General features: G+C 63.9%; 20 protein-coding genes and 1 tRNA gene. 11 read left to right on the forward strand and 10 right to left on the reverse strand.

Features of this window, described 5'->3' with window-relative positions:
* Positions 1-192: 192 nt before the first annotated feature.
* Positions 193-489: a DUF6124 family protein gene (locus tag JZZ72_RS28035; RefSeq protein WP_328825182.1), complete on the forward strand. Its 297-nt coding sequence runs from the start codon at positions 193-195 to the stop codon at positions 487-489.
* A gap of 348 nt (positions 490-837) precedes the next feature.
* On the opposite strand, the gene JZZ72_RS23275 is transcribed toward JZZ72_RS28035, so the two are convergent.
* From JZZ72_RS23275 to JZZ72_RS23295, 5 genes are all read right to left on the reverse strand, one after another.
* On the reverse strand, positions 838-978 hold the full coding sequence (locus JZZ72_RS23275) for a hypothetical protein (RefSeq protein ID WP_177333018.1): 141 nt from the start codon (positions 976-978) through the stop codon (positions 838-840).
* Between the two features lie 228 nt (positions 979-1206).
* Positions 1207-2181 (reverse strand): Bug family tripartite tricarboxylate transporter substrate binding protein, encoded by a 975-nt coding sequence (locus JZZ72_RS23280; RefSeq protein ID WP_104572603.1) that lies wholly within the window; start codon positions 2179-2181, stop codon positions 1207-1209.
* Between the two features lie 170 nt (positions 2182-2351).
* Entirely contained in the window at positions 2352-3491 is a 1140-nt protein-coding gene (locus JZZ72_RS23285; RefSeq protein ID WP_043860272.1) for a mandelate racemase/muconate lactonizing enzyme family protein, read from the reverse strand.
* Positions 3492-3506: 15 nt separating this feature from the next.
* The gene (locus JZZ72_RS23290; protein ID WP_210015227.1) at positions 3507-4628 is read right to left on the reverse strand and encodes a mandelate racemase/muconate lactonizing enzyme family protein; all 1122 of its coding nucleotides are present in this window, start codon (positions 4626-4628) and stop codon (positions 3507-3509) included.
* Positions 4625-6250, reverse strand: a complete 1626-nt coding sequence (locus JZZ72_RS23295; RefSeq protein ID WP_054916484.1) for a BCCT family transporter — start codon at positions 6248-6250, stop codon at positions 4625-4627. Before JZZ72_RS23295 ends, JZZ72_RS23290 begins: the two co-directional genes overlap by 4 nt.
* A gap of 123 nt (positions 6251-6373) precedes the next feature.
* Between JZZ72_RS23295 and JZZ72_RS23300 the strand changes: the two genes are divergently transcribed.
* Positions 6374-7276 (forward strand): LysR substrate-binding domain-containing protein, encoded by a 903-nt coding sequence (locus JZZ72_RS23300; RefSeq protein WP_078481055.1) that lies wholly within the window; start codon positions 6374-6376, stop codon positions 7274-7276.
* 19 nt (positions 7277-7295) lie between these two features.
* Here the strand turns inward: JZZ72_RS23300 and JZZ72_RS23305 are convergent, their stop codons facing one another.
* The gene (locus JZZ72_RS23305; RefSeq protein WP_054916486.1) at positions 7296-8225 is read right to left on the reverse strand and encodes a LysR family transcriptional regulator; all 930 of its coding nucleotides are present in this window, start codon (positions 8223-8225) and stop codon (positions 7296-7298) included.
* Positions 8226-8333: 108 nt separating this feature from the next.
* On the opposite strand from JZZ72_RS23305, the gene JZZ72_RS23310 reads away from it, so the two are divergent.
* Together JZZ72_RS23310 and JZZ72_RS23315 are read left to right on the forward strand one after the other, a co-directional pair.
* Positions 8334-9530, forward strand: coding sequence for an MFS transporter (locus JZZ72_RS23310; protein WP_210015228.1), 1197 nt, complete (start codon positions 8334-8336; stop codon positions 9528-9530).
* Positions 9531-9627: 97 nt separating this feature from the next.
* On the forward strand, positions 9628-12843 hold the full coding sequence (locus tag JZZ72_RS23315; RefSeq protein WP_210015229.1) for a hybrid sensor histidine kinase/response regulator: 3216 nt from the start codon (positions 9628-9630) through the stop codon (positions 12841-12843).
* A gap of 115 nt (positions 12844-12958) precedes the next feature.
* Here JZZ72_RS23315 and JZZ72_RS23320 read toward each other — a convergent pair.
* The 4 genes from JZZ72_RS23320 to gacA all read right to left on the reverse strand — a co-directional run bounded on the left by JZZ72_RS23320 (position 12959) and on the right by gacA (position 16159).
* A tRNA-Gly gene (locus JZZ72_RS23320) sits at positions 12959-13034 on the reverse strand.
* A 65-nt stretch (positions 13035-13099) separates the two neighbouring features.
* A complete protein-coding gene (gene pgsA, locus JZZ72_RS23325) occupies positions 13100-13660 on the reverse strand; it encodes a CDP-diacylglycerol--glycerol-3-phosphate 3-phosphatidyltransferase (protein ID WP_043860267.1) in 561 nt (186 codons plus the stop codon).
* 32 nt (positions 13661-13692) lie between these two features.
* Positions 13693-15516, reverse strand: coding sequence for an excinuclease ABC subunit UvrC (gene uvrC, locus JZZ72_RS23330; protein ID WP_210015230.1), 1824 nt, complete (start codon positions 15514-15516; stop codon positions 13693-13695).
* Between the two features lies 1 nt (position 15517).
* Positions 15518-16159 carry a response regulator transcription factor GacA gene (gene gacA, locus JZZ72_RS23335; protein WP_043860265.1) on the reverse strand — a complete coding sequence of 214 codons (642 nt, stop codon included), beginning with the start codon at positions 16157-16159 and terminating at the stop codon, positions 15518-15520.
* 712 nt (positions 16160-16871) lie between these two features.
* Between gacA and JZZ72_RS23340 the strand changes: the two genes are divergently transcribed.
* The 7 genes from JZZ72_RS23340 (at position 16872) to JZZ72_RS23370 (ending at position 26505) form a co-directional block, all read left to right on the forward strand.
* A complete protein-coding gene (locus tag JZZ72_RS23340; RefSeq protein WP_043860264.1) occupies positions 16872-18179 on the forward strand; it encodes a nucleotide sugar dehydrogenase in 1308 nt (435 codons plus the stop codon).
* Positions 18180-18333: 154 nt separating this feature from the next.
* Positions 18334-19866, forward strand: a complete 1533-nt coding sequence (locus tag JZZ72_RS23345; protein ID WP_173925053.1) for a glycosyltransferase — start codon at positions 18334-18336, stop codon at positions 19864-19866.
* A 15-nt stretch (positions 19867-19881) separates the two neighbouring features.
* Positions 19882-21051 (forward strand): PilZ domain-containing protein, encoded by a 1170-nt coding sequence (locus tag JZZ72_RS23350; protein WP_210015231.1) that lies wholly within the window; start codon positions 19882-19884, stop codon positions 21049-21051.
* An 11-nt stretch (positions 21052-21062) separates the two neighbouring features.
* Entirely contained in the window at positions 21063-22508 is a 1446-nt protein-coding gene (locus tag JZZ72_RS23355; RefSeq protein ID WP_210015232.1) for an SEL1-like repeat protein, read from the forward strand.
* A complete protein-coding gene (locus tag JZZ72_RS23360) occupies positions 22505-23959 on the forward strand; it encodes an alginate export family protein (protein ID WP_058540403.1) in 1455 nt (484 codons plus the stop codon). Before JZZ72_RS23355 ends, JZZ72_RS23360 begins: the two co-directional genes overlap by 4 nt.
* A 14-nt stretch (positions 23960-23973) precedes the next feature.
* On the forward strand, positions 23974-25401 hold the full coding sequence (locus JZZ72_RS23365; RefSeq protein WP_043860260.1) for an MBOAT family O-acyltransferase: 1428 nt from the start codon (positions 23974-23976) through the stop codon (positions 25399-25401).
* Between the two features lie 9 nt (positions 25402-25410).
* Complete coding sequence (locus tag JZZ72_RS23370) at positions 25411-26505, forward strand: alginate O-acetyltransferase (RefSeq protein WP_043860259.1); 1095 nt, start codon at positions 25411-25413, stop codon at positions 26503-26505.
* Positions 26506-26511: the final 6 nt, after the last annotated feature.

The raw sequence follows: 26511 nt of genomic DNA on the forward strand, positions 1-26511 counted from the left end.
CCCCCACCCCGTTAACCTTCGCCCATCGCTTTTTGTGTCTGCTGTTTCGTGTCATGGCAGCTGTGCGTGGGGCGCATTCGTGCGCGCCGGGTTCCTTGATTCCCGGTCTACCAACCTGCGTACAGCGCCACCCTTCGTCTGGTAGCGATAGGTGTCGGCTCCACCAATCAAGGGAGCTGCACAATCACAAAAATCGTCCCCGATCCCCCGCTTGTTAATCCCCGCAAAACCGCCTACACCGCCTTCGGCTGTTGCAACGGAAACCACCCTCCCCTGTTTTCCGTCTGCGAAGGCATCGAGCTCGAAGATGCGTTGGTCCATCTGTCGCTACAGATCCAATGCGCCAAGGACACCACCGCACAAGCTTGCGAACGCGCCGACGCGCAGTTCAAGCACCTGCTGGTGGCAGCGCAGCAGTCGCTGGAGATGAGCACCGTGTTGATCGACACGGTGCTGGACGGCATGGAGGCGCAAGCGGTAGACGCGTAACGACGTGACACCCGGGCCGCAGACGCGGCTCACTGATAGGGGTGCCTATACGCCAAGTAGGAGCCGGCTTTGCCGGCGAAGCGACGCGCGGGCAGCGCGCGACCTAGAGAGCGCCATCAGATTCAAGGCATGCCCCCCAAACCCAGATGCAATTACAAGACAGGTGACTGAGGATGTCTTCAGAAAGGCCACCAAAGGATCGCGGTGAGGTTATCAGGTGCCAGTCAATGCTGTTGTGCCGGTCACAAGATCGAGCGCCGCGAGCGCGGCGCTTCGCCGGCAAAGCCGGCTCCTACATGGGCTGCCACGTGCCAACGCCTGTGAGATTCGAGTTGCCAGCCACCACAACTACACCACCAGAATCGCCTCATGCACATCAATCGTCGGAATCGGCATCACCCCGCGCCGCATGTCGAGCCACTGGCGCATCTTGCAGGCGTCGAAAATCTGGCCCTCGTCCATCATCGTCAGGATGAGCTTTTGAGACATGTGGTAACACCCACATTTCAGGCAACGCCGCCCTTCCCACCCGGCTGGGCAGTCGATGGCCTCGGCGTGGCCGGCGCAGATCAGACAGCTCATGCAACCCCCTGATTGTTTTTCTGGGCGGGAAGGAACGTGCTGGTTACACCACAAAAAACAGCGTTCGAAAAAGGCATGAAAATTCCGTGCCAAGGCACGTATCTCGACAGATGGCAGCTGTTTCGGGCACCCGCCTCACTGGCCCCTGCGAAGGTCGTCGATCAGGGTCTTGTACCCGGCCACCTGCTGCTTGACGTAGGTGCGCAATTGATCACCGGTCAGGGCGAACGGCAGCAGCCTGAAGCCGCTGCGAAGCTGGGCGAACTGTTCCGAGGCCAGTAGCTGGTCGAAGGTGTGCTTCCACCAGGCATAGTCCTCGTCGCTGACCCCGGGCCCCAGATAGAAACCCCTGACCACCGGGCAGACGATGTCGTAGCCCTGTTCCCTGGCGGTGGGTACGTCCTTGAGCTCACCGCCCAGGCGTTCTTCCGAGAGTACGGCCAGCAGGCGCATTTCTCCGCGCTGCAGGTGCGTGATGACCTCGAACGCATCGGTACTGCTGACTTCGATGTAACCGCCCAGCAACGCCGTGGCGCTTTCGCCGCCGCTTTCCAGGGCGATGTAGCGCAATTCGCCAATATCGATACCCGCGGCCTTGGCGAGCAACGCGGCCTGCACCCAGTCCTGCCCGCCGGCAGTGCCGCCGGAGCCGAACAGCACCTTGCGCGGCTGCTGCTTCAGCGCCTTGACCAGGTCGTCGAGGTTCTTGTACGGGGAGTCGCTTCTTACCGCGATGGCGCCATAGCTTTTGCCCAGGGCGGCGACCCAGCGTACCGCGCCCTCGTCGAAGCGCCCGAACTTGCCCTGGGCAAGGTTGAGCAGCGACCCGCTGGACCACGCGATCAGGGTGCCCGGCTCTGCCGGCCGTTGCGCGATGATGGTGTTGTAGGTCACCGCCCCGACCCCACCGGGCATGTAGGTGATCTGCATGGGCTGGTCGAACACCTTGTCCTGGGCCAGGGCTGTCTTTATCAACTGGCACATCAGGTCCCCACCGCCACCCGATGAACCGGGCACGATGCATTCGGGCGAAGACGGCGGCGCCGCCAGCAACGAAGTGGCGAACAGGGAGCAAGCAATCGAGCAGATACTGCGCAGGAAAAACGTCATGGCGGTCGCCTGTTATTGTTTTTGGTATGACTTGGCAGTTGCGCACCGGGCGGGTTGTCGCCAGTGCACAACTGCACGTACCAAATCTTAGGCTGTGTAGCTTTCTCCAACCTTGCAGCAAGGCAGCGTACGCTGCCCGCGCCATGACTGCAAAACCGGCACCACGGCAGTTACGCAGCGCCCGCCTGGCGGCCGACGCTCAGCTGCAACTGGGCAACGCGCCCGATCTGCTCCCAGTCGATCTGCAGGCCCAGGCCCGGTAGCTGCGACACCGTCACCTGCCCTTGCGCGTTGGTGCGGATCGGGTTGGCGGTGGCGAACTCGAACAGCTCCACCTCGCACGCCTGTTCGAAGTAGCTGCACACCGGCTGCCCCAGCATCAGGTGCAGGTTGGCCGCCTGCGCCAGCGAATGCCCCCAGCTCTGCAGTTCGACCTTGAGCCCGCTGGCCGCAGCGTGGTGGATGATCTTCAGCGCGGGGGTGATGCCGCCGCAGGTCATCACATCCACCCGCACACGGCTCCAGCACTGCTGGCTGGCGGCAAACGCCACCAGCTGGCTGTCGGTGATGGCGTTGCCGGCGGCCAGCACCGGCACCTGCAGCCGCGTGCTCAAGTGTCGGTACCCGGCCAGGTCGTAGTCGTCCAGCGGCGCCTCGAACCAGGCGTAGCCCAGCTCGCCCAGCACCCGCCCGACCTTGAGCGCGGCGTCCAGGTCGTAGCGCTGTTCCACGTCCAGCATCAGCGCCAGGCCCTTGTCGCCGTGGGCCCGCTGAACCTGCTCGAGCAGTTGCAGGTCGCGCGCCGGGTCGCACCAGCAATGGAACTTGATGGCCGCAAAGCCCGCCTCGACCAGTTGCTGCACGGCGTCCACATAGGCCTGCGGCGTGGCCAGCACCGGCGTGCTGGCGTAGGCGTCGATGCGCTCGCGGTAGCCGCCCAGCAGCCTGAACAGGGGCAGGCCCGCCGCCTGCGCCGCGATGTCCCACAGCGCCACGTCGATCAGCGCCTGGGCCTGGGCCGAGCGCGCATAGGCCCTGGGCTTGAAGTGCATCCACAGCCCTTCGCGCTGCAGTGCCGAGCGCCCGAGCAGGTCGGGGATCATGTCGCGCAGCGTCTCGGCCAGTACCGCGTCGGGGTGGTGCGTGGTGTACGAATCGGTAGCCGCCACGCCGACGATGCCGTCGCAGGTGCTGATGCGGATGAAGGTGTGCGTGGTGCACGGTGCCGGTTGCTCCGGGGTCCAGGTGGAGCCGCGCAGCGGCGGCGCGCACACGAACACCTCGACCCGGTCGATGATCTGGTTGTGCATGGGGGCCTCCCGCCTCTAGGTGCGAACGCGATAACGCTCGATCATCGCCTCGTCCAGTATCACGCCAAGGCCTGGGCTGTCGGGCACGCGCACATGGCCGCCCTCCAGTGCCAGCAGGTTGCTCACCAGGCCACGGAACAACGGGCTGTCGCTTTGCGAGTATTCGATCAACTCGCCAAACTCGCTGGCCGCCAGAAAGTGCACGGTGGCTGCCAGCAGGATGCCGGTGCTGAAGCCGTGGGGCACCAGTTGCGCGCCGTGCAGTTGCGCCAGTTCATAGATGTGGCGCATCTCGCTGATGCCGCCGCAGCGGGTGATGTCGGGCTGGATGATCGCCGGGCGCGAAGCCTCCAGAAAGTGACGGAACTCGTGCCGCGTGGCCAGCCCCTCGCCGCCGGATACGCGCAGCCCGGAGCGCTCGGCCAGGTACGCCAGGCCGCGGGTGTCGTCCGAAGGCAAGGGTTCCTCGATCCAGTTGAGGTTGAACTGGCGCAGTGCATCGCATTGCACCAGCGCGTGGGAGTAGTTGCGCCAGCGCCCCACCAGGTCGATCTGCAGTTGCACGTCGTCGCCGATCTCCTCGCGCACCAGTTGCAGCAATGCCTTGTCCCTGGGCAGGTCTTCGCCAAAACCTGCGCCGCCGAGCTTGATGCTGCGCAGGCCCTGGGCCAGCAGGCCGCGTACCCGCTCGCGGTTGCCGGCCTCGTCGGGCCGCGGGATGAAGGTGCCGTAGGCGGCGATGCGCTCACGGTACTTGCCGCCGAGCAGGGTGTGCACCGGCACGCCGTAGTGCTGGCCGGCGATGTCCCACAGGGCGATGTCGAGCGCGCTGATGGCATGGATGGCCACGCCGCGCCGGCCCATGTATTCGCAGTGGCGGTACATCTTCTTCCACAGCCGGTCGATTTCCAGCGGGTTCTCGCCGACCAGGATGTCGCGCAGCCCCTGGCAGGTTTCATGGGATGCCGGGGTTTCGATCAGGGCCTTGACCACGGCCGGCGAGCTGTCGGTTTCACCGATGCCCAGCAGGCCGCTGTCGGTGTAGATGCGCACGATCAACGCATCCTCACCCCACTCGCAGGGCTGGTCGAGCGCAGGCACGCGCAACCAGATCGCTTCTACATCGACTATTTTCATTGCAGGTTTTCCAGAGTTTTCGGGGCGCCCTGGCAAGCTTGGCGAGGGGCCTGTTCGGCGTCGCACGCAGTGCCCTGGGCCAGGCGGGCGGACTGCGCTTCGATCAGGTGTGCGGGCATTGCCGCGTAGTCTTCGCGCAACCACTTCAGCAGCCCCCAGATCTTCACCATGAGGATGAAGATGAACGGGATGGCGGTGAGGATCACGGCAGTCTTGAGGGTGTTGAGCGAGGCATTGATGTACAGCATCGCCAGCGGCAGCACTGCCAGCATCAGGCACCAGAACAGGCGCAGGCTCGGCGACGGGTCCTGGCCTTCACGCAGGTTGCGGGTGCTGGTGGCGGCCACGGTGTAGGCCACGGCGTCCAGGTGCGAGGCCAGGAACACCAGCATGAGCAGGAAGTACACCACCGACAGCAGTTTGCCGAACGGCAGGCTGGCGAGCAGCATCGACACCGCCGCTTCGCCGCCGGCACCGCTGAGCATGGCCGGGGCATTGACCACATCGGTGACGAACTGGTGAATGGCAAAGCTCTGCAGGCTGCCGAAGAAGAACCAGCAACCGCCGCAGCCGCCCAGGATCATCGCCAGTACCACCTCGCGAATCGTGCGGCCCTTGGAGACGCGGGTGACGAAAATTGCCACGCCCGGCGTGTAGGTGATCCAGTACAGCCAGTAGAACACGGTCCAGTCACGGGAGAAGCCGCCGTCCCCGGTAGGGTCGGTGAACAGGCTCATGTGGATGAAGTTCTGCAGGGTCAGGCCGATGGCGTTGGCGATGTTGCTGACGCTGAACTGGGTGGGCCCCAGCAGCAGCACGACCAGGGCGAACAGCATGGTCATGCCGCAGGCCAGCTTTGCCAGGCGCTGCATGCCGGAGCTGATGCCGATGTAGGAGCTGAGCGAGAACACCAGTGTCACCAGGATCACCAGCGACGCCTTGAGCATGAAGCCGTCGGCAAGCCCGGTGAGGTCCGACAGCCCCTTGGCCACGGTGGAGGTGGTCAGGGTGGTGGTCAGCACCAGCCCGCCGAAGGTGGCGAACAGGAAGATCAGGTCGATGACCCGCCCGACCGGGCCGTGGGCCTTGTAGCCGGTGATCGACTCGATGATGCCCGCCAGGCTCAAGCCTTTGTTCTTGCGCACATGGAAGTGATACGCCATCGCCAGCGAGGCGATGCCGTAGATGGCCCACGGGGTCACGCCCCAGTGGAAGAACGAGTAGGCGATGCTCATCTCCAGCGCCTGCTTGCTGGCGGCGGTGATGTTCAGGCCCGGGGTGAGGTAGTAGTAGGCCCATTCCATGAACGCCCAGTACATGGTCGCCGAGCCGAGGCCGGCGCAGATGAACATGAAGATCCAGCTGGTGTTCCTGTACTCGGGCTTGCCCTCGCCCAGGCGGATGTTGCCGTACTTGCTCATGCCCAGGCCGATCACCAGTACCACGCAGGCAAAGCCCAGTACCTGGACCAGCACGCCGAAGGTGGTGGTGGCACGGGTGAAGAGCTGATCGGCCAGTACCTTGGCCTGATCGGGGAACATCATCAAACCGATGACCGTCAGCGATATCACCACGATGCTGGTGAAAATCAGCGTCAGGTCTTTCTGGGTGTTCTGCTGCATAGTGAGTCCCAACTGTTGTAATTATTGGACAGACCCCCGTATTGGCAGGCTCGGCGGCTAATGTAAGCTGGTGCCCAGCGCCGAGAGAATCGCGATTTGGTAATGGACTAATAACGAAGTCTTATGAATAAATTCGCCCTGACCCGCCTGCCGCACATGACCCTGCTGCTGGCCTTCAAGACCGTTGCCGAGCACGGCAGCTTCACCCGTGCCGCCACCGCGCTGCACCTGTCGCAGTCGGCCATCAGCCAGCAGGTGGTCAAGCTGGAGGAGGCATTGGGGGTGACGCTGTTCGTGCGTTCGACCCGTACCGTGGCCCTGACCAGGGCCGGCGCCGCGCTGCTGGACGATATTCGCGCCCCCTTCGACCAGCTGGTGGCCGCCTTCGAGAAATGCGCGCGCAAGGCCGCACCGTCGGTGCTGCACATCGAGGCCGAGCCGGTGATGAGCGCGTTCTGGCTGACCCCGCGCCTGAAGCATTTCACCCAGCGCTTCCCCGCGCTGCGCATCCAGCAACTGCTGAGCACCCAGCGCGTCGAGTTTCCCGACGAGGTGGAGCTGGCGATCAAGTGGGGTACGGCCGACTGGCCGGGTTTCGAGACGCAGTTTCTGATGGGCCTGAACTACGTGCCGATCTGCTCGCCCGCATTGCTCGAAGGGCCCGACGCGCTGCGGGTGCCGGCCGACCTGGCGCGTCACCCGCTGCTGCATGACCGGCATCATCACGACTGGGAAGCCTGGCAGGCGCTGTACCCCACGCCAGGGCTGGAGGTGCGCAGCGGGCACGTGGTCACCGACTCCAATGTGCTCGCGCAGCTGGCGATCGAGGGGCATGGTGTCGCCCTGTGTGCGATCGAGCTGACCGAACGGGCGGTGCGCAGCGGCGAACTGGTGATGCCCTTCCCCGAGCTGGTGATGCCGCATCAGCTGGCGTATTACCTGCTGACCAAGCCGCACAAGCAGATCAGCGACATGGCCCGGCAGTTCATTGCGTGGCTGAAGGAAGAGGCAGGCAACGGGGCGTAGTGCGTGACTGGGTGCCCGATCAGCCCATCAGCTCGACATCCGGAATCGCCGCCACCGTGGTTTCGCGCAGCAGCGCCAGGAACTCGACGACATAGGGTTTCTGGCTGTCTGCCGGCAAGGTGGCAGCCCAGATATCCGAGATAAGCCCCTCGCGGGTGATGGGCCTGGCCGTCACGTACTGACGCTGGAGGTAGGTCTGCACGGCCCAGCGTGGCAGCACCGCAATGCCGCGCCGCGCGGCCACCAGCATCAGGATCGCGACAGTCAGCTCGGCGGTGCGGCGCACAGGCTTGATCCCCGCGGGCCGCAGCAATGAGCGGACAATGTCCAGCGCGTCTTCCTCGATCGGATAGGTCACCAGGGTTTCGTCGATAAAGTCCTCGGCCGTCAAGAACTCGCGCAGGGCCAAGGGGTGGTCGTTGGCAACCAGTGCCACCAGCGGATAGCGAAACAGCCCGTGAAAATCGACCCCTTCCTCGTCCCTTTCGGAGCAGGACACCAGTGCAAGATCGGCGGTGCGCTGATGCAGCAGGCCAACGGGATCGTCGTGATAACCCGATACCAGGTCCACTTCCACCTCAGGCCAGCGTGCTCTAAAGGCATCGACTGCGGGCATGAGCCAGTCAAAACAGGTGTGGCATTCGACAGCGATACGCAAGGTACCGCCGGTGCCTTCGGCCATCTGCAGCAGGTCACGCGTGGTCTGATTAAGAATGGGCACCACTTTGTCGGCGGCTTCCAGCAGCCGCTTGCCAGCCGGCGTAAAGACCACCGGGGAAGACTTGCGAACGAACAATGGGGTGCCGAAAAACTCCTCCAGCGCCTTGATGTGATGGGACAAGGCGCCTTGGGTCAGTCGCATCCAGGACGCGGCGCGGGAGACGCTGCCGCTGTCGCGCAGGGCCACCAGCGTTTGCAGGTGGCGAACATCGATCGGGATTCTGTCCATTAAATTTACTGAGGTTAGGTGACGATATTATTCGTTTGAATAATAGACCTGCGATTTTCATACTTCCAGCCTCGATTTCACCCAGGCAAGACAGAGGCTGCACGCAAGATGAAAAAAACACACATGCACAGGCAGGTCGGCATTCTGGCAAGTGCACAGGCCTTGTTCCAGACGGTTTCGGTTCTGGTGATGACCATCGGCGCACTGGCAGGCGCCCAGTTGACCCACCGCGCCGACATGGCCACATTGCCTATCGCCAGCATGTTCCTGGGCACCGCACTGGCGATGTTTCCGGCCTCGTCATTCATGGCAAACGCCGGGCGCAGGGCCGGCTTTGTACTTGGCGCGGCGCTGGGCGTGACCGGCGGCATGGTCGCTGCCGCCGGTATCTGGTTCGGCTCCCTGGCCCTGCTCGCACTGGGCACCTTCCTGGTCGGCACCTATCAGGCCTTTGCCCAGTTCTACCGTTTTGCCGCAAGCGAGGTCGCGGACGAGAGCTTGCGCCCCAAGGCCATCTCGCTGGTGCTGGCAGGTGGCATAGTCGCTGCACTGCTGGGGCCGGCGTTGGCGCGGTTCGGAGGCCAGTGGATAGGCCCGCAGTACTTCGGGTCATTTGTTCTGCTGACCGTCGTCGCCGTGTTGGGGCTGGGCGTGCTGCTGTTTCTGGATATGCCTGCCACCGAACCACCGGCGGCGGCCCTGGACAAGGGCCGGCCATGGGCCCGGATCGTCCTGCAGCCGACCTACCTGGTAGCCCTGTTCGGCGCGGTGACCGGCTATGGCGTGATGATACTGGCGATGACGGCGACTCCGCTGGCGATGCTCCACCATCACCATCCGCTGGCCACGGCCGCCACCGTCATCCAGTTGCACGTGATGGGCATGTTCCTGCCCTCGTTCTTCACCGGCGCCCTGATTTCCCGGCTGGGTGCGGCGTGGGTGATGCTGCTGGGCGTGATGCTGCTGGCCTTGCACGTTCTGACCACCTGGTCCGGCACGGGCTTCAATGCCTTTGCCAGTGCTCTGGTTCTGCTGGGTGTGGGCTGGAATTTCCTGTTCATCGGCGGCACGGCCTTGCTGACCACAACCTACAGCCCGGCGGAAAAGAGCCGGGCCCAGGCGACCAACGACATGGCGATTTTTGCGGTGGGGTTGACGTGCTCGTTTGGCGCAGGCGGCCTGCTCGACGTGTTTGGCTGGCAGGTGCTGAATGCGCTGCTGCTGCCTTGGCTGGGGCTTGCCGGCCTGATGATCGTATGGCGGCTCGTGGCTGAAAACCGCACCCGAGCGCTACCGCAGGGCTAGGGCCGCACGGGGTGTGGCACCCGGGATGATCCGGCAAGCACTCCAGCTCTTGTATAGACTGGGTCTGGACGCGCCTCATCACTGACGGGATTGCACGATGAATCACCGCTACACCCGCCTGGACAGGCTGGCCAGCAGTTCACTGCGCCTGAACATGGGGCTTGCCGTGCTCCTGGGCCTGGCGCTGCTGTTGACTGGCTTGTGCTACTGGGGCGTGAATCGCATGCTGCAGAAGCAGGAAGACACGGTGAAGTTTCACTTCGCCCGCCTGATGGAAAACATCCGCGAGCAGGAAGCCTTTCTCAGCGCCGTGTCGCGCAAAAGCGCCGAAGGCCAACTGCTGGGCGCCTCCAGTGTGCCGGTGGTGGTGCAACGGTCTTCGTCCGATGCCACCGGTGCGGTCTATGAAGAAATCGAATACGCCTTCTCCCTGCCGTTCAGCGTGAAGATCAACCCGGCCAGGATCGCAGCCTCGCAACACGCCAGCGTCTCTACCCTGGGGGCGAACCTGGCCAACTACTACAGTGCATTCTGGTCGGCTTCGCACTATCAATCGCCCCAGGTGCTGTTGTTCAACCTGCCGGACAACTTCGATATCAGCGTACCGGCCATGGGGCGCCTGCGCGGCACGGGTCGGCCCCGACAAGAGGACTTCGATCGTGTGGTGCGCCAGGTGGGCAAGAGCCTGCACGACCACGCGCCGCAGGACCACCAGGTGCAGTGGGTGCCTTATGACGCAGGCCCCGATGCCCCTGCCGCTGTGCTGGGGTATGTCGACATCGACCTGTCGGCAACCCGGCTGCACATTTCAGGGGCCAGCCCCTCGGTGGTGGTGGCGTCCATGTTCACGCTGGATCAGGTCAACAACATCGAACGCATTATGCAGTGGTCGATCTACGATCACTTCAGCCTGATCGCCCCCACCCGCGAGGCATTGGTGGGCGAGTTCAAGCCCGATCGGGTGCTGCATGAAGGCCTGAACCTGAACGCTGACGGGCTGGTGTTCCGTGTGACAAGCCCGGGCGAGCAGCCCTGGACCGGCATCTATGTGATCGGTTTCAAAAGCTTTGTGGACTATGCCTTCTGGCCGCTGCTGGGGCTGGTTGCACTGATGCTGGCCGGATTGGGCGGCGGCTGGGCGTTCAATCACTGGTATCGCAAGCATGTGGTGTTGCCTGCCCACCGTGCACTTGAAGACATCGCCGAGAGCGAGGCTTTCAGTCGAGCCGTCATCGACACGGCGCCAGCCGGTCTGTGCGTGCTGCGTTGCAGCGACTACGCGGTGCTGCTGGAAAACCAGCACGCCCAGCAGTCCCACGGCAGCGCCACGCTGATCAGCGCCCTGCGTCGACAGCACGACCTGGCCGAGCGGGGCTCAACCGATCTGCAGGTTGAAGGCCGCCATTGGCACGTGAGCCTTGTGCCTACCCGCTACCACGGCGAAAACGCCTGGCTGTGTGCCTTTCATGACGTTACCCGGCTTGTCGAAGATGCCGCCAGCCTTGAACAGGCGCGCTTGGCCGCCGATTCCGCCAATGAAGCCAAGACACGTTTCCTGGCCACCATGAGCCATGAGATCCGCACACCGCTGTACGGCGTACTGGGCACCCTGGAGCTGATGGGGCTGACCGCGCTCGACCCGCGCCAGCAGCACTACCTGCAGACCATCCAGCGATCATCGGCCACCCTGTTCCAGCTGATCAGCGACGTGCTGGATGTGTCGAAGATCGAATCCGGACAGATGACCATCGACGATCTGGACTTCTGCCCTCTGGAGATGATCGAGGCCACACTCGGCACCTACAGTGCATACGCCCAGGCCAAAGGCTTGCAACTGTATGCCTGCATCGATGCCGACCTGCCCGACCGGCTGCGCGGCGATCCGTTGCGCATTCGCCAGATCCTCAACAACCTGCTGAGCAATGCCATCAAGTTCACCGACAGCGGCCGGGTGGTGCTGCGGGCTCGGGTCGTGGAACAGGACAGCGAATACAGCCAGTTGCAGTGGCAGGTCAGCGATTCGGGACTGGGCATTTCCCAGGCCCAGCAGGTGCATCTGTTCGACCCGTTCTATCAGGTGCGCGACGCCAGCAGCGAGGCCGGTGCAGGCCTGGGCCTGTCCATCTGCCGCCGGCTCTGCGAACTGATGGACGGCCAGCTCGACGTGGTCAGTGCAATCGGGCTGGGCAGCAGTTTCACCCTGCAGCTGAAGCTGCCCCGCGCGCCCGGCGCACTCACCGACTGTCCTGAACTCGAGCCATCCACCGCCCCTGTGTACGTGCGCGCACCCGTCCCGGAACTGGCCCGGCACCTTTGCGCCTGGCTCGTTCGGCTGGGGGTCGACGCCCGTCCGCTGGCCAGCGACATGGGTTCGGGCAACGACGCGACACTGTTGGTGGACATGCTCGCGTCCGGTCAAGCGTGGGCTGGCCCCCGGATCAACGCCGTACCGGGCGGGCCCAACCCACCCGACCACGGCGCTGATGGCTGGGAGGTCGATGCCTACGACGTTCGCGCGATCGCCAGGGCGGTGGGCCTGGCGCACGGCGGTCACGACACGCAGCACAGCGCCTGGCCAGCGGGCACCCGCCAGCCACTGGACCTGCGGATTCTGGTAGCCGAAGACAACCCCATCAATCAGGCGATCATCAAGGAGCAACTCGAAGCCCTGGGCTGCGTGGTCACGGTGGCGTTCAACGGTGAGCAGGCACTGGCACTCTGGGCGCCCGGGGCGTACGACCTGGTGCTCACCGACGTCAACATGCCGGTTATCAATGGCTATGAGCTGACCCAGGCATTGCGCCAGCAGGATGCCGACCTGCCCGTGATCGGCATCACAGCCAACGCCATGCGCGATGAAGGCGAGCGCTGCGCGGCCGTGGGCATGAACGCCTGGATGGTCAAGCCCCTGAACCTGCACACCTTGCGCACTCAGCTGTTGCAGCACTGCGAGCTGGTTCTGCCGCAGCCCTTCACCGAGGTCGACGAACCCGCCACCACACTCTTGAGCGACGTCGACACCGTCCACGTTCCGCCTGCGATGCGAAAACTGTTCATCACCTCGATGCGCGACGACCTGCACAAGATCCACGTCGCACTGGACAACGCCGATGCCGGCGTCCTGGCGCAGGTACTGCACAGCCTGGGCGGCGCCCTGTGCTCGGTTCAGGCGTTCACCCTGGCCACCTTGTGCGCCGAACTGGAATGCCAGCTTGCGGGGTCGCACATCACGCCGCAGCTGGCCCGGAAAGTACGCCAGGTGCAAACGCGCCTGGAGACCGTGCTGAACACACAGCAGGCCCTGGACGGTTGAAGCCGTCCTGTCTTGCGTATTCGAAGAGGATTGTTGCGCAACGAAAAAAGGGCCACTTTTCAGTGGCCCTTCTTTCTGACGAATTACAGACCTTTCGATCTGTAGCTCCAAATACTGGAGCGGGAAACGAGACTCGAACTCGCGACCCCGACCTTGGCAAGGTCGTGCTCTACCAACTGAGCTATTCCCGCGTCGTGTTGATGGGGGCCATTCTAGCGATTTTAAAAACGCCGTCAACCCCTTGATTCAAAAAAGTTTATTTTATTTCAGAGCCTTCACGCAGGTGCGGCCAGGCTGCACGCAGGTAGTGCACCATCGACCACAGGGTCAGCCCCGCCGCCACCAGCAGCAGCGCATAACCCAGGCCTACCCAGAACCCCCACACCGGCGGATTGCCCAGCAGGATCACCAGCGCCAGCATCTGCGCCGCGGTCTTCCACTTGCCCAGGTTGGACACCGCCACATGGGCACGTGCGCCCATCTCGGCCATCCATTCACGCAGCGCCGACACCACGATCTCGCGACCGATGATGACCGCCGCCGGCAGCGTGAGCCACAGGTTGGCATGCACCTGCACCAGCAGCACCAGGGCCACGGCCACCATCAGCTTGTCCGCGACCGGGTCGAGGAAGGCGCCAAACGGAGTGCTCTGCTGCCACCGACGAGCCAGGTAACCGTCCAGCCAGTCGGTGGCGGCGGCAACGGCAAACACGCTGCTGGCGGCTATGTAGCTCCAGTGATACGGCACATAGAACAGCAGTATGAAGATCGGTATGAGCAGAACGCGTAGTACGGTAAGCAGATTCGGGATATTCATCGGCACAACTGGCTGCGAGGTGAGCGGGCATTCTACTCGCTATGCAGGCTGTCATAAATCGACTCGGCAAGCTTTTTACTGATTCCGGGTGCTTTGGCGATTTCTTCGACGCTGGCACGGCTCAGTTCCTGCAGCCCGCCAAAGTGTTTTAGCAGGTCACGCCGGCGCTTGGGCCCTACCCCGGCGACGCCTTCCAGGGTCGAGGTGCGCCGCGTCTTGCCGCGCCGCGCGCGGTGACCGGTGATGGCGAAACGGTGCGCTTCGTCGCGGATCTGCTGGATCAGGTGCAGCGCCGGCGAGTCGCCCTTGAGGGTGAACTCGTGGGCCACATCGTTGAGGTACAAGGTTTCGAAACCGGCCTTGCGCGTGGTGCCCTTGGCCACGCCCAGCAGAATCAGGTCGGGCACGGCCAGTTCCTGCAGCACGTCGCGGGCCATGTTCAGCTGGCCCTTGCCGCCATCCACCAGCAGCACGTCCGGCAGTTTGCCCTCGCCGTCCTTGATCCGCGAGAAGCGCCGGGTCAGGGCCTGGTGCATGGCCGCGTAGTCATCGCCGGCGGTCACGCCCTCGATGTTGTAGCGCCGGTAGTCGGACTTGATCGGGCCCTCGGGGCCGAACACCACGCAGGAGGCCACGGTGGCCTCGCCGCTGGAGTGACTGATGTCGTAGCACTCCAGGCGCTGCGGGGTTTCATCCAGGTCCAGCACCTGGGCCAGCGCATCGAAGCGCGCGGCCATGTGCTGGCGGTTGGCAAGACGCGCCATCAGCGCCTGCTCGGCGTTGGTCACGGCCAGTTGCTGCCAGCGCGCGCGGGTGCCGCGCACCCGATGGCTGATGGTCAGCTCGCGACCCCGCAGGGCCTCGACGGCGGCGCACAGGGCTTCGAAGTCTTCGTGCACCACGTTGACGATCAGCTCGGCAGGCAGTTCGCGCTCGGCGTTGCCCACGTAGTACTGGGCCAGGAACGCCGACATCACCTCGGCCACGTCTTCCTCGATGCCCACCTGCGGAAAGAAGTTCTTGCTGCCCAGCACCCGCCCGCCGCGCACGCTGATAAGGTGCACGCACGCCCCGCCCGGGTTGACGAAGGCGGCCACCACATCCACGTCGCCGCTGCCGCCCTCCATGCTCTGCTGATCCTGCACGCGACGCAGCAAGGCGATCTGGTCGCGCAGCTCGGCGGCACGCTCGAACTCCAGGGCCATCGCGGCGCGCTCCATCTCTTCGTTGAGCTCGTTGGTCAACTGGTGGCTGCGCCCCTCCAGGAACATCACCGAGTGGCGCACGTCGGCGGCGTACTCCTGTGGTTCGACCAGGCCGACGCACGGCGCCTTGCAGCGCTTGATCTGGTACTGCAGGCACGGCCGGGTGCGGTTGGCGTAATAGCTGTCTTCGCACTGGCGCACGAAGAAGGTCTTCTGCAGCAGGCTCAGGCTTTCGCGAATGGCACCGGCACTGGGGTAAGGGCCGAAATACCTGCCCTTGGCCTTCTTGGCCCCGCGATGGATGCCCAGGCGCGGGTAGTCGCCATCACTGAGGAACACATAGGGGTAGGACTTGTCGTCGCGCAACAGGATGTTGTACGGCGGGCGCCATTCCTTGATCAGGGTCTGCTCGAGCAGCAGCGCCTCGGTCTCGTTGGCGGTAATGGTGGTTTCGACCTGGGCGATGCGCGCCACCAGCGCGGCTGTCTTGGGCGCCAGGCCCGCCTTGCGAAAATAGCTCGCCAGGCGCTTCTTGAGGTTTTTGGCCTTGCCGACATACAGCAGGCGCGCGCCTTCATCGAACATCCGGTAGACACCCGGACGTCCGCTGCAGGTCGCCAGAAAGGCACTTGAATCAAACGCTGGGGTCATATCAGAGGTTGGCGTCAACCATACCGTGGCGCACGGCCAGCAACGTCAGTTCCACGTCGCTGGTAACGGAAAGTTTCTCGAAGATCCGGTAACGGTACGTATTCACCGTCTTCGGCGACAAGCACAGCTTGTCGGAAATGATCTGCACCTTCTGGCAACCGACGATCATCAGGGCGATCTGGATCTCCCGCTCCGACAGGCTGTCGAACGGCGAGGCATTCTGCGGTTCGAACGACTTGAGTGCCAGCTGCTGGGCTATCTGCGGGCTGATGTAGCGCTGCCCGGCAAACACCAGGCGAATGGCCTGGACCATTTCACCCAGCCCGGCGCCCTTGGTCAGGTAGCCGGCCGCACCGGCCTGCAGCAGGCGGGTGGGAAACGGGTCTTCCTCGCACACGGTCACGGCCACCACCTTGATGTCGGGGTGGCTGCGCAGCAGCTTGCGGGTCGCCTCCAGGCCACCGATGCCGGGCATCTTGACGTCCATCAGGACCACGTCGGGCTTGAGTTCGCGGGTGAGTTTCAGTGCTGCCTCGCCGGAATCGGCTTCCCCTACCACCTGCAGGCCGTCGATGTCGGCCAGCATGCGGGTAATGCCCGTACGCACCAAATCGTGGTCATCGACCACCAGGACCCTGATCAAGCAGACACCTCGCGTTACGGTGTGAATTGTATCCGGCCACCTTAGCAAAAAATCGACCGGGTGAGCTAACTGTAAACGCCATCCGGCTGACGTCAATTTCCCAGCCTTCCTACGTGGCTCATCGTCACTGCAGCTGGGCTTCTGCCTGGATGAGCAGACCTGCCTGTACAGGCACAGGCCACGCATGAAACTGAAACTATGCCCGGCTCGCCACGCGGAGCACAAGCGGTGGCGAATGCAAAAAAAGCAACGCCAATAAAACAGGCTGTTCACGCTCGCGATGCACTCATCAACACAACTAACCCGTCGCCCGATTGCAACTTTCAAAACATTAAGCTGAAACGGTTTACCTAATTAAATGAAGGCGATTTGCCACTATTAAAAGTTATGTAAAACCCCCGTGGAAGCATTTTTTTGGCGCCATTAAAACGCACACAATACACATATCAATTTTTTGACGTCGAACTTTACACAAACTATAAGTCATTGTTTTTTAACGGTTTTTTAACTTTCACAAAACAAACTATATTTTTTTCTAGTTAATTTGATATGAAGTGTTGCCGTTCCAAAATTAAACGCTATAGGATGAAAAAAAGAGAGATAAGCCGCCGACGAACATCAACGTTCGCCGCGTTTCAGTTTGCGCCTGCCGCCTGAACATTTATCAACTACACAAGGGTTCGCTCAGGCGAACAGTGCTAAAGGGATCTCTATGAACATCAGTATTTTCGGCCTCGGATATGTAGGTGCCGTGTGCGCCGGGTGCCTCTCGGCACGTGGCCACAATGTGGTGGGGGTGGATATCTCCCCGGCCAAGATCGACATGATCAACCAGGGCAAGTCGCCCATCGTCGAGCCGGGGCTCGAGCAGCTGTTGCAACAGGCCGTGCAGCAAGGGCGCCTGTACGGCACCACCGACGTACAACGCGCCGTGCTCGACACCGAACTGTCGCTGCTGTGCGTGGGCACGCCCAGCAAGAAGAACGGCGACCTCGACCTGGTGTACATGGAGGCCGTATGCCGCCAGATCGGCGAAGCCCTGCGCGACAAGGCTGGCCGTCACACCGTGGTGGTGCGCAGCACCGTGCTGCCAGGCACGGTCAACAACGTGGTCATCCCGCTGCTCGAGCAAGCCTCGGGCAAGAAGGCCGGCGTCGATTTCGGCGTGGCGGTCAACCCCGAGTTCCTGCGTGAAAGCACGGCCATCAAGGACTACGACTTCCCGGCCATGACCGTGATCGGCGAACTCGACACCCAGTCGGGCGACATCTTGCAATCGCTGTACGAGGGCCTGGACGCCCCGGTGATCCGCAAGTCGATCGAAGTGGCCGAGATGATCAAGTACACCTGCAACGTGTGGCACGCCACCAAGGTGAGCTTCGCCAACGAGATCGGCAACATCGCCAAGGCCTCCGGGGTGGACGGACGCGAGGTAATGGACGTGGTATGCCAGGACCACAAGCTCAATCTGTCGCGCTACTACCTGCGCCCCGGCTTCGCCTTCGGCGGCTCGTGCCTGCCCAAGGACGTGCGCGCCCTCACCTACCGCGCCGGCCAGCTGGACGTCGAGCACCCGCTGCTGGCCTCGATCATGTCCAGCAACCGCAGCCAGGTGCAGAACGCCTTCGACCTGGTCAGCGGTTTCAACAAGCGCCGTATCGGCCTGCTGGGGCTGAGCTTCAAGGCCGGCAGCGACGACCTGCGCGAAAGCCCGCTGGTGGAGCTGGCCGAAATGCTGATCGGCAAGGGTTACGAGCTGCGCATCTTCGACGCCAACGTCGAGTATGCCCGGGTGTTCGGCGCCAACCGCGACTACATCGAGTCGAAGATCCCGCACGTGTCGTCGCTGCTGTGCAACGACCTCGACCAGGTGATCGACGGCGCCGAGATCATCGTGCTGGGCAACAACGACCCGCGTTTCGCCCAGGCCCTGGAAGGCAATGGCGACAAGCAGATCGTCGACCTGGTCGGTTTCATGCCCAACGCCAGCAACGCCACCCAGGAAGGGATCTGCTGGTAAGGCCACAGGCTCCGTCAAGAGAGCCCAAGGCGTTCGACTCCACGCGTCACCCGACTGTTTACCTGCCTGAGTGCCGCCTCCTTCGGAGCGCCGGCGAACCTCATGTGCGTGAACGGCCGGGTGCGCGCTGCCCGTACCAAGGAGAAACGGCACCATGAAACCACAGCAACAGCGGCCCGAGGGCCGACCCGGCTACCTGCAGGCAGGCGCCAGCTTCTGTGCCTGGGCCTGCCTGTTCGGCCTGGTCGCGCTGGCGTCGCAGATGATCGCGCCGCAGTACCTGGACCCCAGCCACCACACGTTCATCTTCATCATCGGTACCCTGGGCATGTGGCGCTACGGCAATGCCATCGTCCACTACATCCGCGGCATGTACTTCCTGCACTGGAAGTTCCCGCGCATCCGCAAGGCGGTCGAGCGCATGGGCGACGATGCCCTGCCCTCGCACATGTTCATGGTGGTGACCAGCTTTCGCATCCCCACCCACACCACCTTCAAGGTGTACCAGTCGGTATTCCAGGAAGTGCAGCGGCTGAACGTGCCGTGCACGGTGATCGCCTCGATCGTGGAAAAAGGCGACGAGCAGTTCATCAAGACCATCATGCGCAACGAGGTGGTCGATCGCGACGACATCAAGCTGGTGATCGTGCGCGCCCGTGGCACCGGCAAGCGTGACGGCCTGGCCCATGCCTTCCGTGCCCTGTCGCGGCAGATGCCGCTGCAGGACGCGGTGGTCGGCGTGGTCGACGGCGACACCATGATGCTGCCCGGCTGCGTCGAGCGCGCGGTCAAGCTGTTCGCCTACCTGCCCAATGTCGGCGGCCTGACCACCAACGAGTTCTGCGAGGTCGAAGGCAGCCCGCTGATGCGCCAGTGGCACTCGATGCGCTTCGTGCAGCGGCACATCAACATGTGCTCGATGGCCCTGTCGCACCGGGTGCTGACCCTGACCGGCCGGCTGTCGTTCTTTCGCGCCAGCGTGATGACCGACCCCGAATTCATCCGCGACGTGGAAGCCGACTTTCTCGAACACTGGCGCCTGGGCCGCTTCCAGTTTCTCACCGGCGACGACAAGTCCTCGTGGCTGAGCCTGATGCGCGCCGGCTGGGACACCTTCTACGTGCCCGACAGCAACACCCTGACCGTGGAGCATCCACCAGACAACAGCTTCTGGCGCGCCACCCGCCAGCTGATGTTCCGCTGGTACGGCAACTCGCTGCGCCAGAACTTTCGCGCCACCCACCTGCTGGGCCGCGCCCGCCTGGGCCTGTTCACCCTGTACGTGCTGCTCGACCAGCGCGTGTCGATGTGGACCTGCCTGATGGGCCTGACCGCCTCGGTAGTGGCCGGCGTGGTGTTCGGCATCGAGTACCTGCTGGTGTACCTGTTCTGGGTACTGCTCTCGCGCAGCCTGGTGACGGTGCTGTTTCTGTTCGCCGGTCACCCGGTCAGCCCGGTGTACCCGTTCGTTCTCTATTACAACCAGATCGTGGGCTCGCTGATGAAGGTGTACGCACTGTTCCACATGGACCAGCAGAGCTGGACCCGGCAAAAAACCACGCTAAGCAACGGCACTGTCGATTTCGACACGGCCCTGAACCGCTGGTCATCGAAGGCGATGCTGTTTTCATCCATCGCGATTTTCTTCGGTGCCATCTCGGTACTTCTCGAACTCACGCAACGTTAAGGAAAGGCGCCTGCCATGAGTAGCTCGAACATCCCAGCAGCCCCCGGCACCACTGCAGCCAACGTGGTCCACGAGGCCATCGACGAACGCCAATACGTGCGCACCAAGCTCAATGCCCGGGTCAGGCTCAGCGCCCCCGGCCAGGCGCCCATCGACAGCACCCTGCAGGACATCTCCCTGGGCGGCCTGGGCCTGGTGCACAGCGCCCCGCTGAAGATCGGCAGCCTGTACACCGCCTCGATCCAGCTGCGCCTGAACCAGGTCGACCTGAACATCGACAGCCAGATCAAGATCGTCTCGCAGCGCGGCGCCGAAGTCGGCGCGCAGTTCGTCGACCTCGACGCCCAGAAGCGCGACATCCTGCGCTACATCATCAGCGCCTACCTGTCGGGCGAAATTGCCGACGTCAACGGCCTGTTCAACGTGATGCAGCGCGAGAACTACATCAAGGAGCGCAAGCACAAGTACGCCAGCGCACGCAATGCAGGCGATCGCCTGCGCGCCATCGGCGGCACCCTGCTGTTCACCGCCGCCGGCATCGCCGCGCTGAGCTTCGTGGCCTACAAGAGCTACCTGCTGTTCTTCCGCATTCCGGCCGTGCAGGCCCAGGTCAGTGCCGATGCGCAGATCATCAGCATGCCCGACAACGGCTACGTGAAGTTCCTGCTGCAGCCTGGGCAGAGCGAGGTCAAGGCCGGCGAGCCGCTGGCCAACATCTCCACCCAACTGGCTACCAGCTTCACCAGCCCGGCCGACATGAAGGCGCTGGCCGACCTCGCGCCCGGCGACCTGCAGACCCTGCTGGGGCGCGCCACCATCGAGACCGTGATCAACAGCCCGTGCGACTGCCAGGTGTACTTCCCCAGCACGCCCATGAACGGCTACGGCTACAAGCAGGCGCCGCTGCTGCACCTGCTGCCCAAGGACCAGCCGCTGTACGTCAGCGCCAACGTGCCGTTCGACAAGCTGAGCGACATCAGCCGGGTCAGATCCGTGGACCTGCAGGTGTTCGGCCTGGACGAACGCTTCGGCGGCACCGTGGTGGACTCGCGGGTCGACGCACTGAACAAGAACCTCGCCCTGACCATCCGGCCGGACCGTCCGCTGCCACTGGCGGCCTACCAGAAACCGGTGGCGGTGGACCTGTACCTGGGCCTGCCGGCCTTGCCGTCGCTGTCGCACTGAAGGGCCCCCAGATGAAACCGATGACGCCCGCCTGGCTGCTGTTCACCGCCCTCGCCTGCACCGGCCCTGCCCTTGCCGGGCAAAGCCTGGAGCAGATCCGCTACGCGCTGTACAAGGACCCGCAAGCCGATGTGAGCGCCGATTTGCGCGTGCTCGCCGAGCGCGGTGACCTGGCGTCCAAGCAGTTGCTGGGCGATGTGCTGGCCAGCAGCGACAGCGCCAACCGCCAGGAGGCGATCCGCCTGTACCAGGAAGCGTTTGCCGAGGGTCGCGGCCTGGTGCCGGCGCTGGCCTCGCTGGCCCGCCTGCTTGACCGCAGCCCCGGCCTGCGTCAGCAGCAGCGCCCCTGGGTGGCCCAGGCGCTGACCCGCTACCCGGCCACCCTGGACCCGCGCAACACCAATGCCACGCTGGAAGTGTTCCTGACCTACCCGGACCTGGTGCCCACCGCCGAGGCCTCGCAGTTGCTGGCGCTGTACGAGCAGTCCTGCCTGCTCGACTGCCACCCCGAGCTGTACCGCGCGGTGGTCGCCGAGCGCCAGGGCGACCGCGCCGCTGCCGAGCACTGGTACCAGCAGGCGGTACGCGTCGACCCGCGTGGCGTCGACCGCTACTACGCCTTCCTCGGCGAGCGCCAGGACACCGCGTTCCCCGCCTTCGCCCGCACCCTGGAGCCCCGGATGGCGCAGTTGCCGGTGGAGATCGTGCACCGTATCGGCTCGTTGCTCGACACCATCAGCACCGTGCAGCGTGCCGACCAGCAGGCCGAGCAGGATGAGCAGCTGGGCAACGCCATGGGGGCCCCAAGGCCCGCGCCCACCCCCGAACAGCAGGCCCGTGCAAAGGCCCTGGCCGATGAATGGGCGGCCGCCATGGCCGAGGTCCAGCGCTGGTTCGACAACGCCGCGCAGCGCGGTTTCGTGCCGGCGCTGGTGTCCAAGGCCAACTTCATGATCTCCAACCCCACCGAGCACAACGCCGACCAGGTACAGGCGCTGATTGCCCAGGTGCAGGCCAAGGACCCGACCCGGGCCAAGGCGCTCAATGCCTCGCTGTACATGGTCACCAACTGGCTGACCCTGGACCCGCAAAAGGCCCAGGTGCTGATCGACGAACTGATCGCCAGCAACTTTCGCGACGCGCACCTGCTGCTGGCCGACCTGTACAGCAAGGGCGGCCTCGACCAGCCCGACCAGGAGCGTGCCCTGGCGATCTACCAGGAACAGGCCGAGCGCGGCGCCACTGCCGCCTGGTACCGCATGGCCACCATCTACGCGAGCGGCCGCGCCATCTGCCACGACCCGGTCAAGGCCTACACCTACGCGCGCCTTGCCCTGGACCTGGGCGAGCGCCGCGCCCGCGGGCTGCTCAAGCGCCTGGACAAAACCCTGAAAACGGCTGACATCGAGCGCGCCATGGCGGCACGCAATGACCTGCTCAAGGAGACCACCCTGTGAAAGCGCATCCGTCCCTGTTTGGCGCCCTGCTAATGCTCGCGCCGCTGTACACCGCGTTCGCCGCCGAAGAAATCACCGGCCCCGAGGCCGACAGCAGCGAGCCGGTGCGGGTAGACGCCGACGCCAGCACGCCGGTGATCACCTCCGAATTCTTCAACAAGCTCACCGTGCAGACCGGCTACGGCCCCGAAGACTCCCAGGTGGGGCGCAGCCGCGAGAGCTTCTACAGCCTGCGCTACGAACCCTCGTTCGCCTGGTACTCACCGGAAAAACGCTGGGCCAAGTGGATGGTCTACGGTCGCCTGTGGCTCAACTACGACTCCAGCCAGACGGCCAACAGCCAGAACGAAAGCACCAACGCCTTCGACCGCGAGCAGCCCGAGGGCTGGTACGCCGAGCTGCGCGAGCTGTACGTCAAGCGCAACCTGCTGGGCGACGACCCACGCTTCTCGCTGTCGGCCGGACGCCAGCGCTTTGCCGACGACTACGGCATCTGGTGGGACGACAGCATCGAATCGCTGCGTTTCGACTACAAGGACACCTTCGCCAAGGGCTTCTTCGCCGTGGCGCAGAAGTTCTACAACTACAACAGCGACGTCAACCGCCTGGCCGACAGCGAAGAACGCACCACCTACCTGATGGGCGAGTACGCCTACCGCTGGAGCGAGAACAACTGGGCCGGCACGCGCCTGATGTACGAAGACGACCACAGCGGGCACGACCCGCGTGACCGCTACGACTTCACCGGCATGCGCTACGGGCTGTTCTTCAAGGCCGACAACCTGCAGGTCAGCCCGCTGTTCAGCGACTACCACCTGGAGCTGGCCGCACTCGACGGCAAGGTCGACAACACCGACGGCAACGGCCTGACCACCACCGGCCACAACGCCAGCGGCTGGGCGGCGCTGGGCGAGATCGGCAAACGCTTCGACGACCTGCCCTGGACCCCGCGCCTGGCCTTGCGCGGCGGGCTGACCGACAAGCCGAGCAACGAGAACGACGGCTTTCGTCTCAACACCATCCAGTCCGACCGCATCACCCGCCAGGGCTCCTACAGCACCCGCCTGGCCAGCTCGTTCGTCAGCCTCGACCTGCGCAACCTGAGCTACTACGGCTTTGCCGTGGAAACCCGGCCCACGCCGCGCAGCGCCCTGGATTTTCGCCTCACCGAACTCAAGCTGCGCGATGCCAGTGGCACGCTGCCGATCCGCGTCGACGGCGACCAGCGCAGCGCGCGCAACCAGGCCATCGCCCAGGGCAGCAACGGCAACGGCAAGCACGTGGGGCAGATGCTCGACCTCAACTACTACTGGAAGATGTTTCCGGTCGCCCTCGACGGCAAGCACCTGGACGTCAACACCCTGGTCAGCGCCAGCTACCTCAATGCCGGCAACGCGCTGGATACCGGTGACGACTACCAGCTGACGGTCGGCGTCGTGATCAGTTACTAAGGGCGGGCCCCGCGATGATTTTCGCCTCAAACGTGTTCCTGTTCCTCTACCTGCCGCTGTTCCTGGCGGTGTACTTCCTGGCGCGTGCGCCGTGGCGCTCCACGGTGATCGTCGCCGCCAGCTACATCTTCTATGCCTGGTGGCGCCCGGACTTCCTGCTGCTGTTCGTCGGCATCACCTACTGGAACTACTGGTTCGGCCTGCGCATCAAGGCGCGCCTGGACGCCGGCGACAAGCGCTGGGCGTTCCGCCTGCTGTGGATCGGCATCATCGGCAACCTGTCGACCCTGGGCTATTTCAAGTACGCCAACTTCGGCGCCGAGGTGCTGGGCGCACTGCTGGCGCCGCTGGGCATCAACACCTTCACCCTGGAGACGATCTTCCTGCCGCTGGGCATCTCGTTCTACGTGTTCCATGCCCTGAGCTATATCGTCGACATCTACCGCAAGGACGCCACGCCCACCAACAACTTCATCGACTTCGCCGCATTCGTCGCGCTGTTCCCGCACCTGGTGGCCGGCCCGATCCTGCGCTACAGCCAACTGGCCCCGCAGCTGCGCCAGCGTACCCACTCGCTGGAGATGTTCTCGCTGGGGGTATGCCGGTTCATGCTCGGTTTCATCATGAAGGTGCTGATCGCCGACCAGCTGGCGCCGATCAACGTGCTGTTCATCAGCGAGGGCAGCCTGCAGCTGAGCGATGCCTGGTTCGGCCTGGTGGTGTCGACCCTGCAGCTGTACTTCGACTTCGCCGGCTACAGCCACATGGCCCTGGGCCTGGCGCTGATGATGGGCTTTCGCTTCCCGGAGAACTTCAACCAGCCCTACGTCTCGCAGAGCATCACCGAGTTCTGGAGCCGCTGGCACATGACCCTGGCGCACTTTCTGCGCGACTACGTGTACATGCCGCTGGTGCGCAAGCGCATCGCCGGGGCCATGCCGGCGCTGGTGTACACCATGCTGCTGTCGGGGCTGTGGCACGGCGCAAGCTTCGCCTTCATCTGCTGGGGGCTGTTCTTCGGCCTGGGCATGGTGATCGAGCGCAAGTTCAACCTGGCCACCAAGGTCACCACGCCCTACCGCCTGGGGCGCAACCTGCGCACCGGGTTGCTGATCATCCTGAGCATGCCGCTGTTCTTCACCAACGACCTGCGCCATAGCCTGGACATCTACCAGGCGCTGTTCGGCTTCAACGGCCTGGGCTCGCTGGAGCTCTACGTGCTGGGCGCCTCGAAGATGGCCATGTCGTTCGTGGCGGTGGCGCTGTGCTGGCTGATCCTGGCCGGCAGCAACAACGTGCGCTACTACGCCGGCAACAAGCAGCACTTCTTCATGGCCCATGTCGGCGGGCTCAAGGCCGTGCTGCTGTGGGCCGGCTTCGCGCTGGCGCTGAGCAGCCTGGCTGCGCACTCGTTCTCCCCCTTCCTCTACTTCCAGTTCTAGGAGACTGTCATGTACCCGGTGATGAACTCGGCAAGCAAGGTCAACGGCATTCTGTTCTGCCTGGTGCTGGCGGGGATGTTCGTCTACTCCCTGCCGCCGGTTTTCAGTTTCGCGAAAAACCAGAGTGACGCCTGGAACCTGTTCGTCGACGGCAAGCTGCTGCGCAAGTTCGAGCAGGCCTACGACAAGCGCTTCTTCCTGCGCGAGCCCTCGGTGCAGCTGTGGGCCGACGCGCAGTACCTGCTGTTCAGGGAGGGCACCAAGGGCGTGGTACTGGGCAAGGACGGCTGGCTCTATACCTCCCAGGAATACCGTGTGCCCAATGACCTGGAGGCCAACCTGCAAGGCCAGCTGGCACAGATCGACGCCGTGCAGGCGCAACTGGCGCAGCACGGCAAGCGCCTGGTGCTGCTGCCGTTGCCGATGAAGCTGGACATCTATGCCGCGCATGCCGAGCACCCGTTCGATCCGCGCGCCATCAGCCTGTACGACCGCTTCGTGGCGCAGCTGCAGGCACGCAACGTCACGGTGACGCCGCTGCGCTCGGCGTTTCTGGACAACCTCGGCGGCCCGCCGCTGTTTCTCAAGTCCGACACCCACTGGAGCCCCGATGGCGCACGCCTGGCCGCCTTCGAACTGGCGCGCCAGCACCCGGAGCTGCTGGGCCAGGAGCGCTATGTGTCGCACCAGGTCGCGCAAAAGACCGTCAAGGGCGACCTGATGAACTACATCCAGTTCGACCAGAGCCGGCTGATGCCGGACTTTGGCGCCAACCAGATCGCCGTGTACGAAACCCTGAAGGCCGAACAGAGCAGCGATGAGCTGTTCGCCGACCAGGCCCAAAGCCTGCTGCTGGTAGGTACCAGCTACAGCAAGATCGACGACTGGAACTTCGTCGGTTTTCTCAAGGAAGCCCTCAACCGTGACCTGCTGAGCATTGCCGTGGAGGCCCGCGGGCCGTTCGAGGCAATGAACCAGTTTCTGGCCAGCGATGAGCTGGGCAACCCTGACATCGACACCGTGGTCTGGGAATTCCCGCTGCGCACCCTGCTGGCCCATCGGGTCAGCGGCCAGCGTCAGATGAACCAGACCCAACACTTCTAAGGAGAT

Origin of the sequence: Pseudomonas palmensis (genome assembly GCF_017848315.1) — a bacterium.
Classification (GTDB): Bacteria; Pseudomonadota; Gammaproteobacteria; order Pseudomonadales; family Pseudomonadaceae; genus Aquipseudomonas; species Aquipseudomonas palmensis.

Coding starts and splice junctions, on each gene's coding strand:
- JZZ72_RS23275 (WP_177333018.1), bottom strand. CDS start 978: ATGTCTCAAAAGCTCATCCTGACGATGATGGACGAGGGCCAGATTTTC.
- JZZ72_RS23280 (WP_104572603.1), bottom strand. CDS start 2,181: ATGACGTTTTTCCTGCGCAGTATCTGCTCGATTGCTTGCTCCCTGTTC.
- JZZ72_RS23285 (WP_043860272.1), bottom strand. CDS start 3,491: ATGCACAACCAGATCATCGACCGGGTCGAGGTGTTCGTGTGCGCGCCG.
- JZZ72_RS23290 (WP_210015227.1), bottom strand. CDS start 4,628: ATGAAAATAGTCGATGTAGAAGCGATCTGGTTGCGCGTGCCTGCGCTC.
- JZZ72_RS23295 (WP_054916484.1), bottom strand. CDS start 6,250: ATGCAGCAGAACACCCAGAAAGACCTGACGCTGATTTTCACCAGCATC.
- JZZ72_RS23300 (WP_078481055.1), top strand. CDS start 6,374: ATGAATAAATTCGCCCTGACCCGCCTGCCGCACATGACCCTGCTGCTG.
- JZZ72_RS23305 (WP_054916486.1), bottom strand. CDS start 8,225: ATGGACAGAATCCCGATCGATGTTCGCCACCTGCAAACGCTGGTGGCC.
- JZZ72_RS23310 (WP_210015228.1), top strand. CDS start 8,334: ATGAAAAAAACACACATGCACAGGCAGGTCGGCATTCTGGCAAGTGCA.
- JZZ72_RS23315 (WP_210015229.1), top strand. CDS start 9,628: ATGAATCACCGCTACACCCGCCTGGACAGGCTGGCCAGCAGTTCACTG.
- pgsA (WP_043860267.1), bottom strand. CDS start 13,660: ATGAATATCCCGAATCTGCTTACCGTACTACGCGTTCTGCTCATACCG.
- uvrC (WP_210015230.1), bottom strand. CDS start 15,516: ATGACCCCAGCGTTTGATTCAAGTGCCTTTCTGGCGACCTGCAGCGGA.
- JZZ72_RS23340 (WP_043860264.1), top strand. CDS start 16,872: ATGAACATCAGTATTTTCGGCCTCGGATATGTAGGTGCCGTGTGCGCC.
- JZZ72_RS23345 (WP_173925053.1), top strand. CDS start 18,334: ATGAAACCACAGCAACAGCGGCCCGAGGGCCGACCCGGCTACCTGCAG.
- JZZ72_RS23350 (WP_210015231.1), top strand. CDS start 19,882: ATGAGTAGCTCGAACATCCCAGCAGCCCCCGGCACCACTGCAGCCAAC.
- JZZ72_RS23355 (WP_210015232.1), top strand. CDS start 21,063: ATGAAACCGATGACGCCCGCCTGGCTGCTGTTCACCGCCCTCGCCTGC.
- JZZ72_RS23365 (WP_043860260.1), top strand. CDS start 23,974: ATGATTTTCGCCTCAAACGTGTTCCTGTTCCTCTACCTGCCGCTGTTC.
- JZZ72_RS23370 (WP_043860259.1), top strand. CDS start 25,411: ATGTACCCGGTGATGAACTCGGCAAGCAAGGTCAACGGCATTCTGTTC.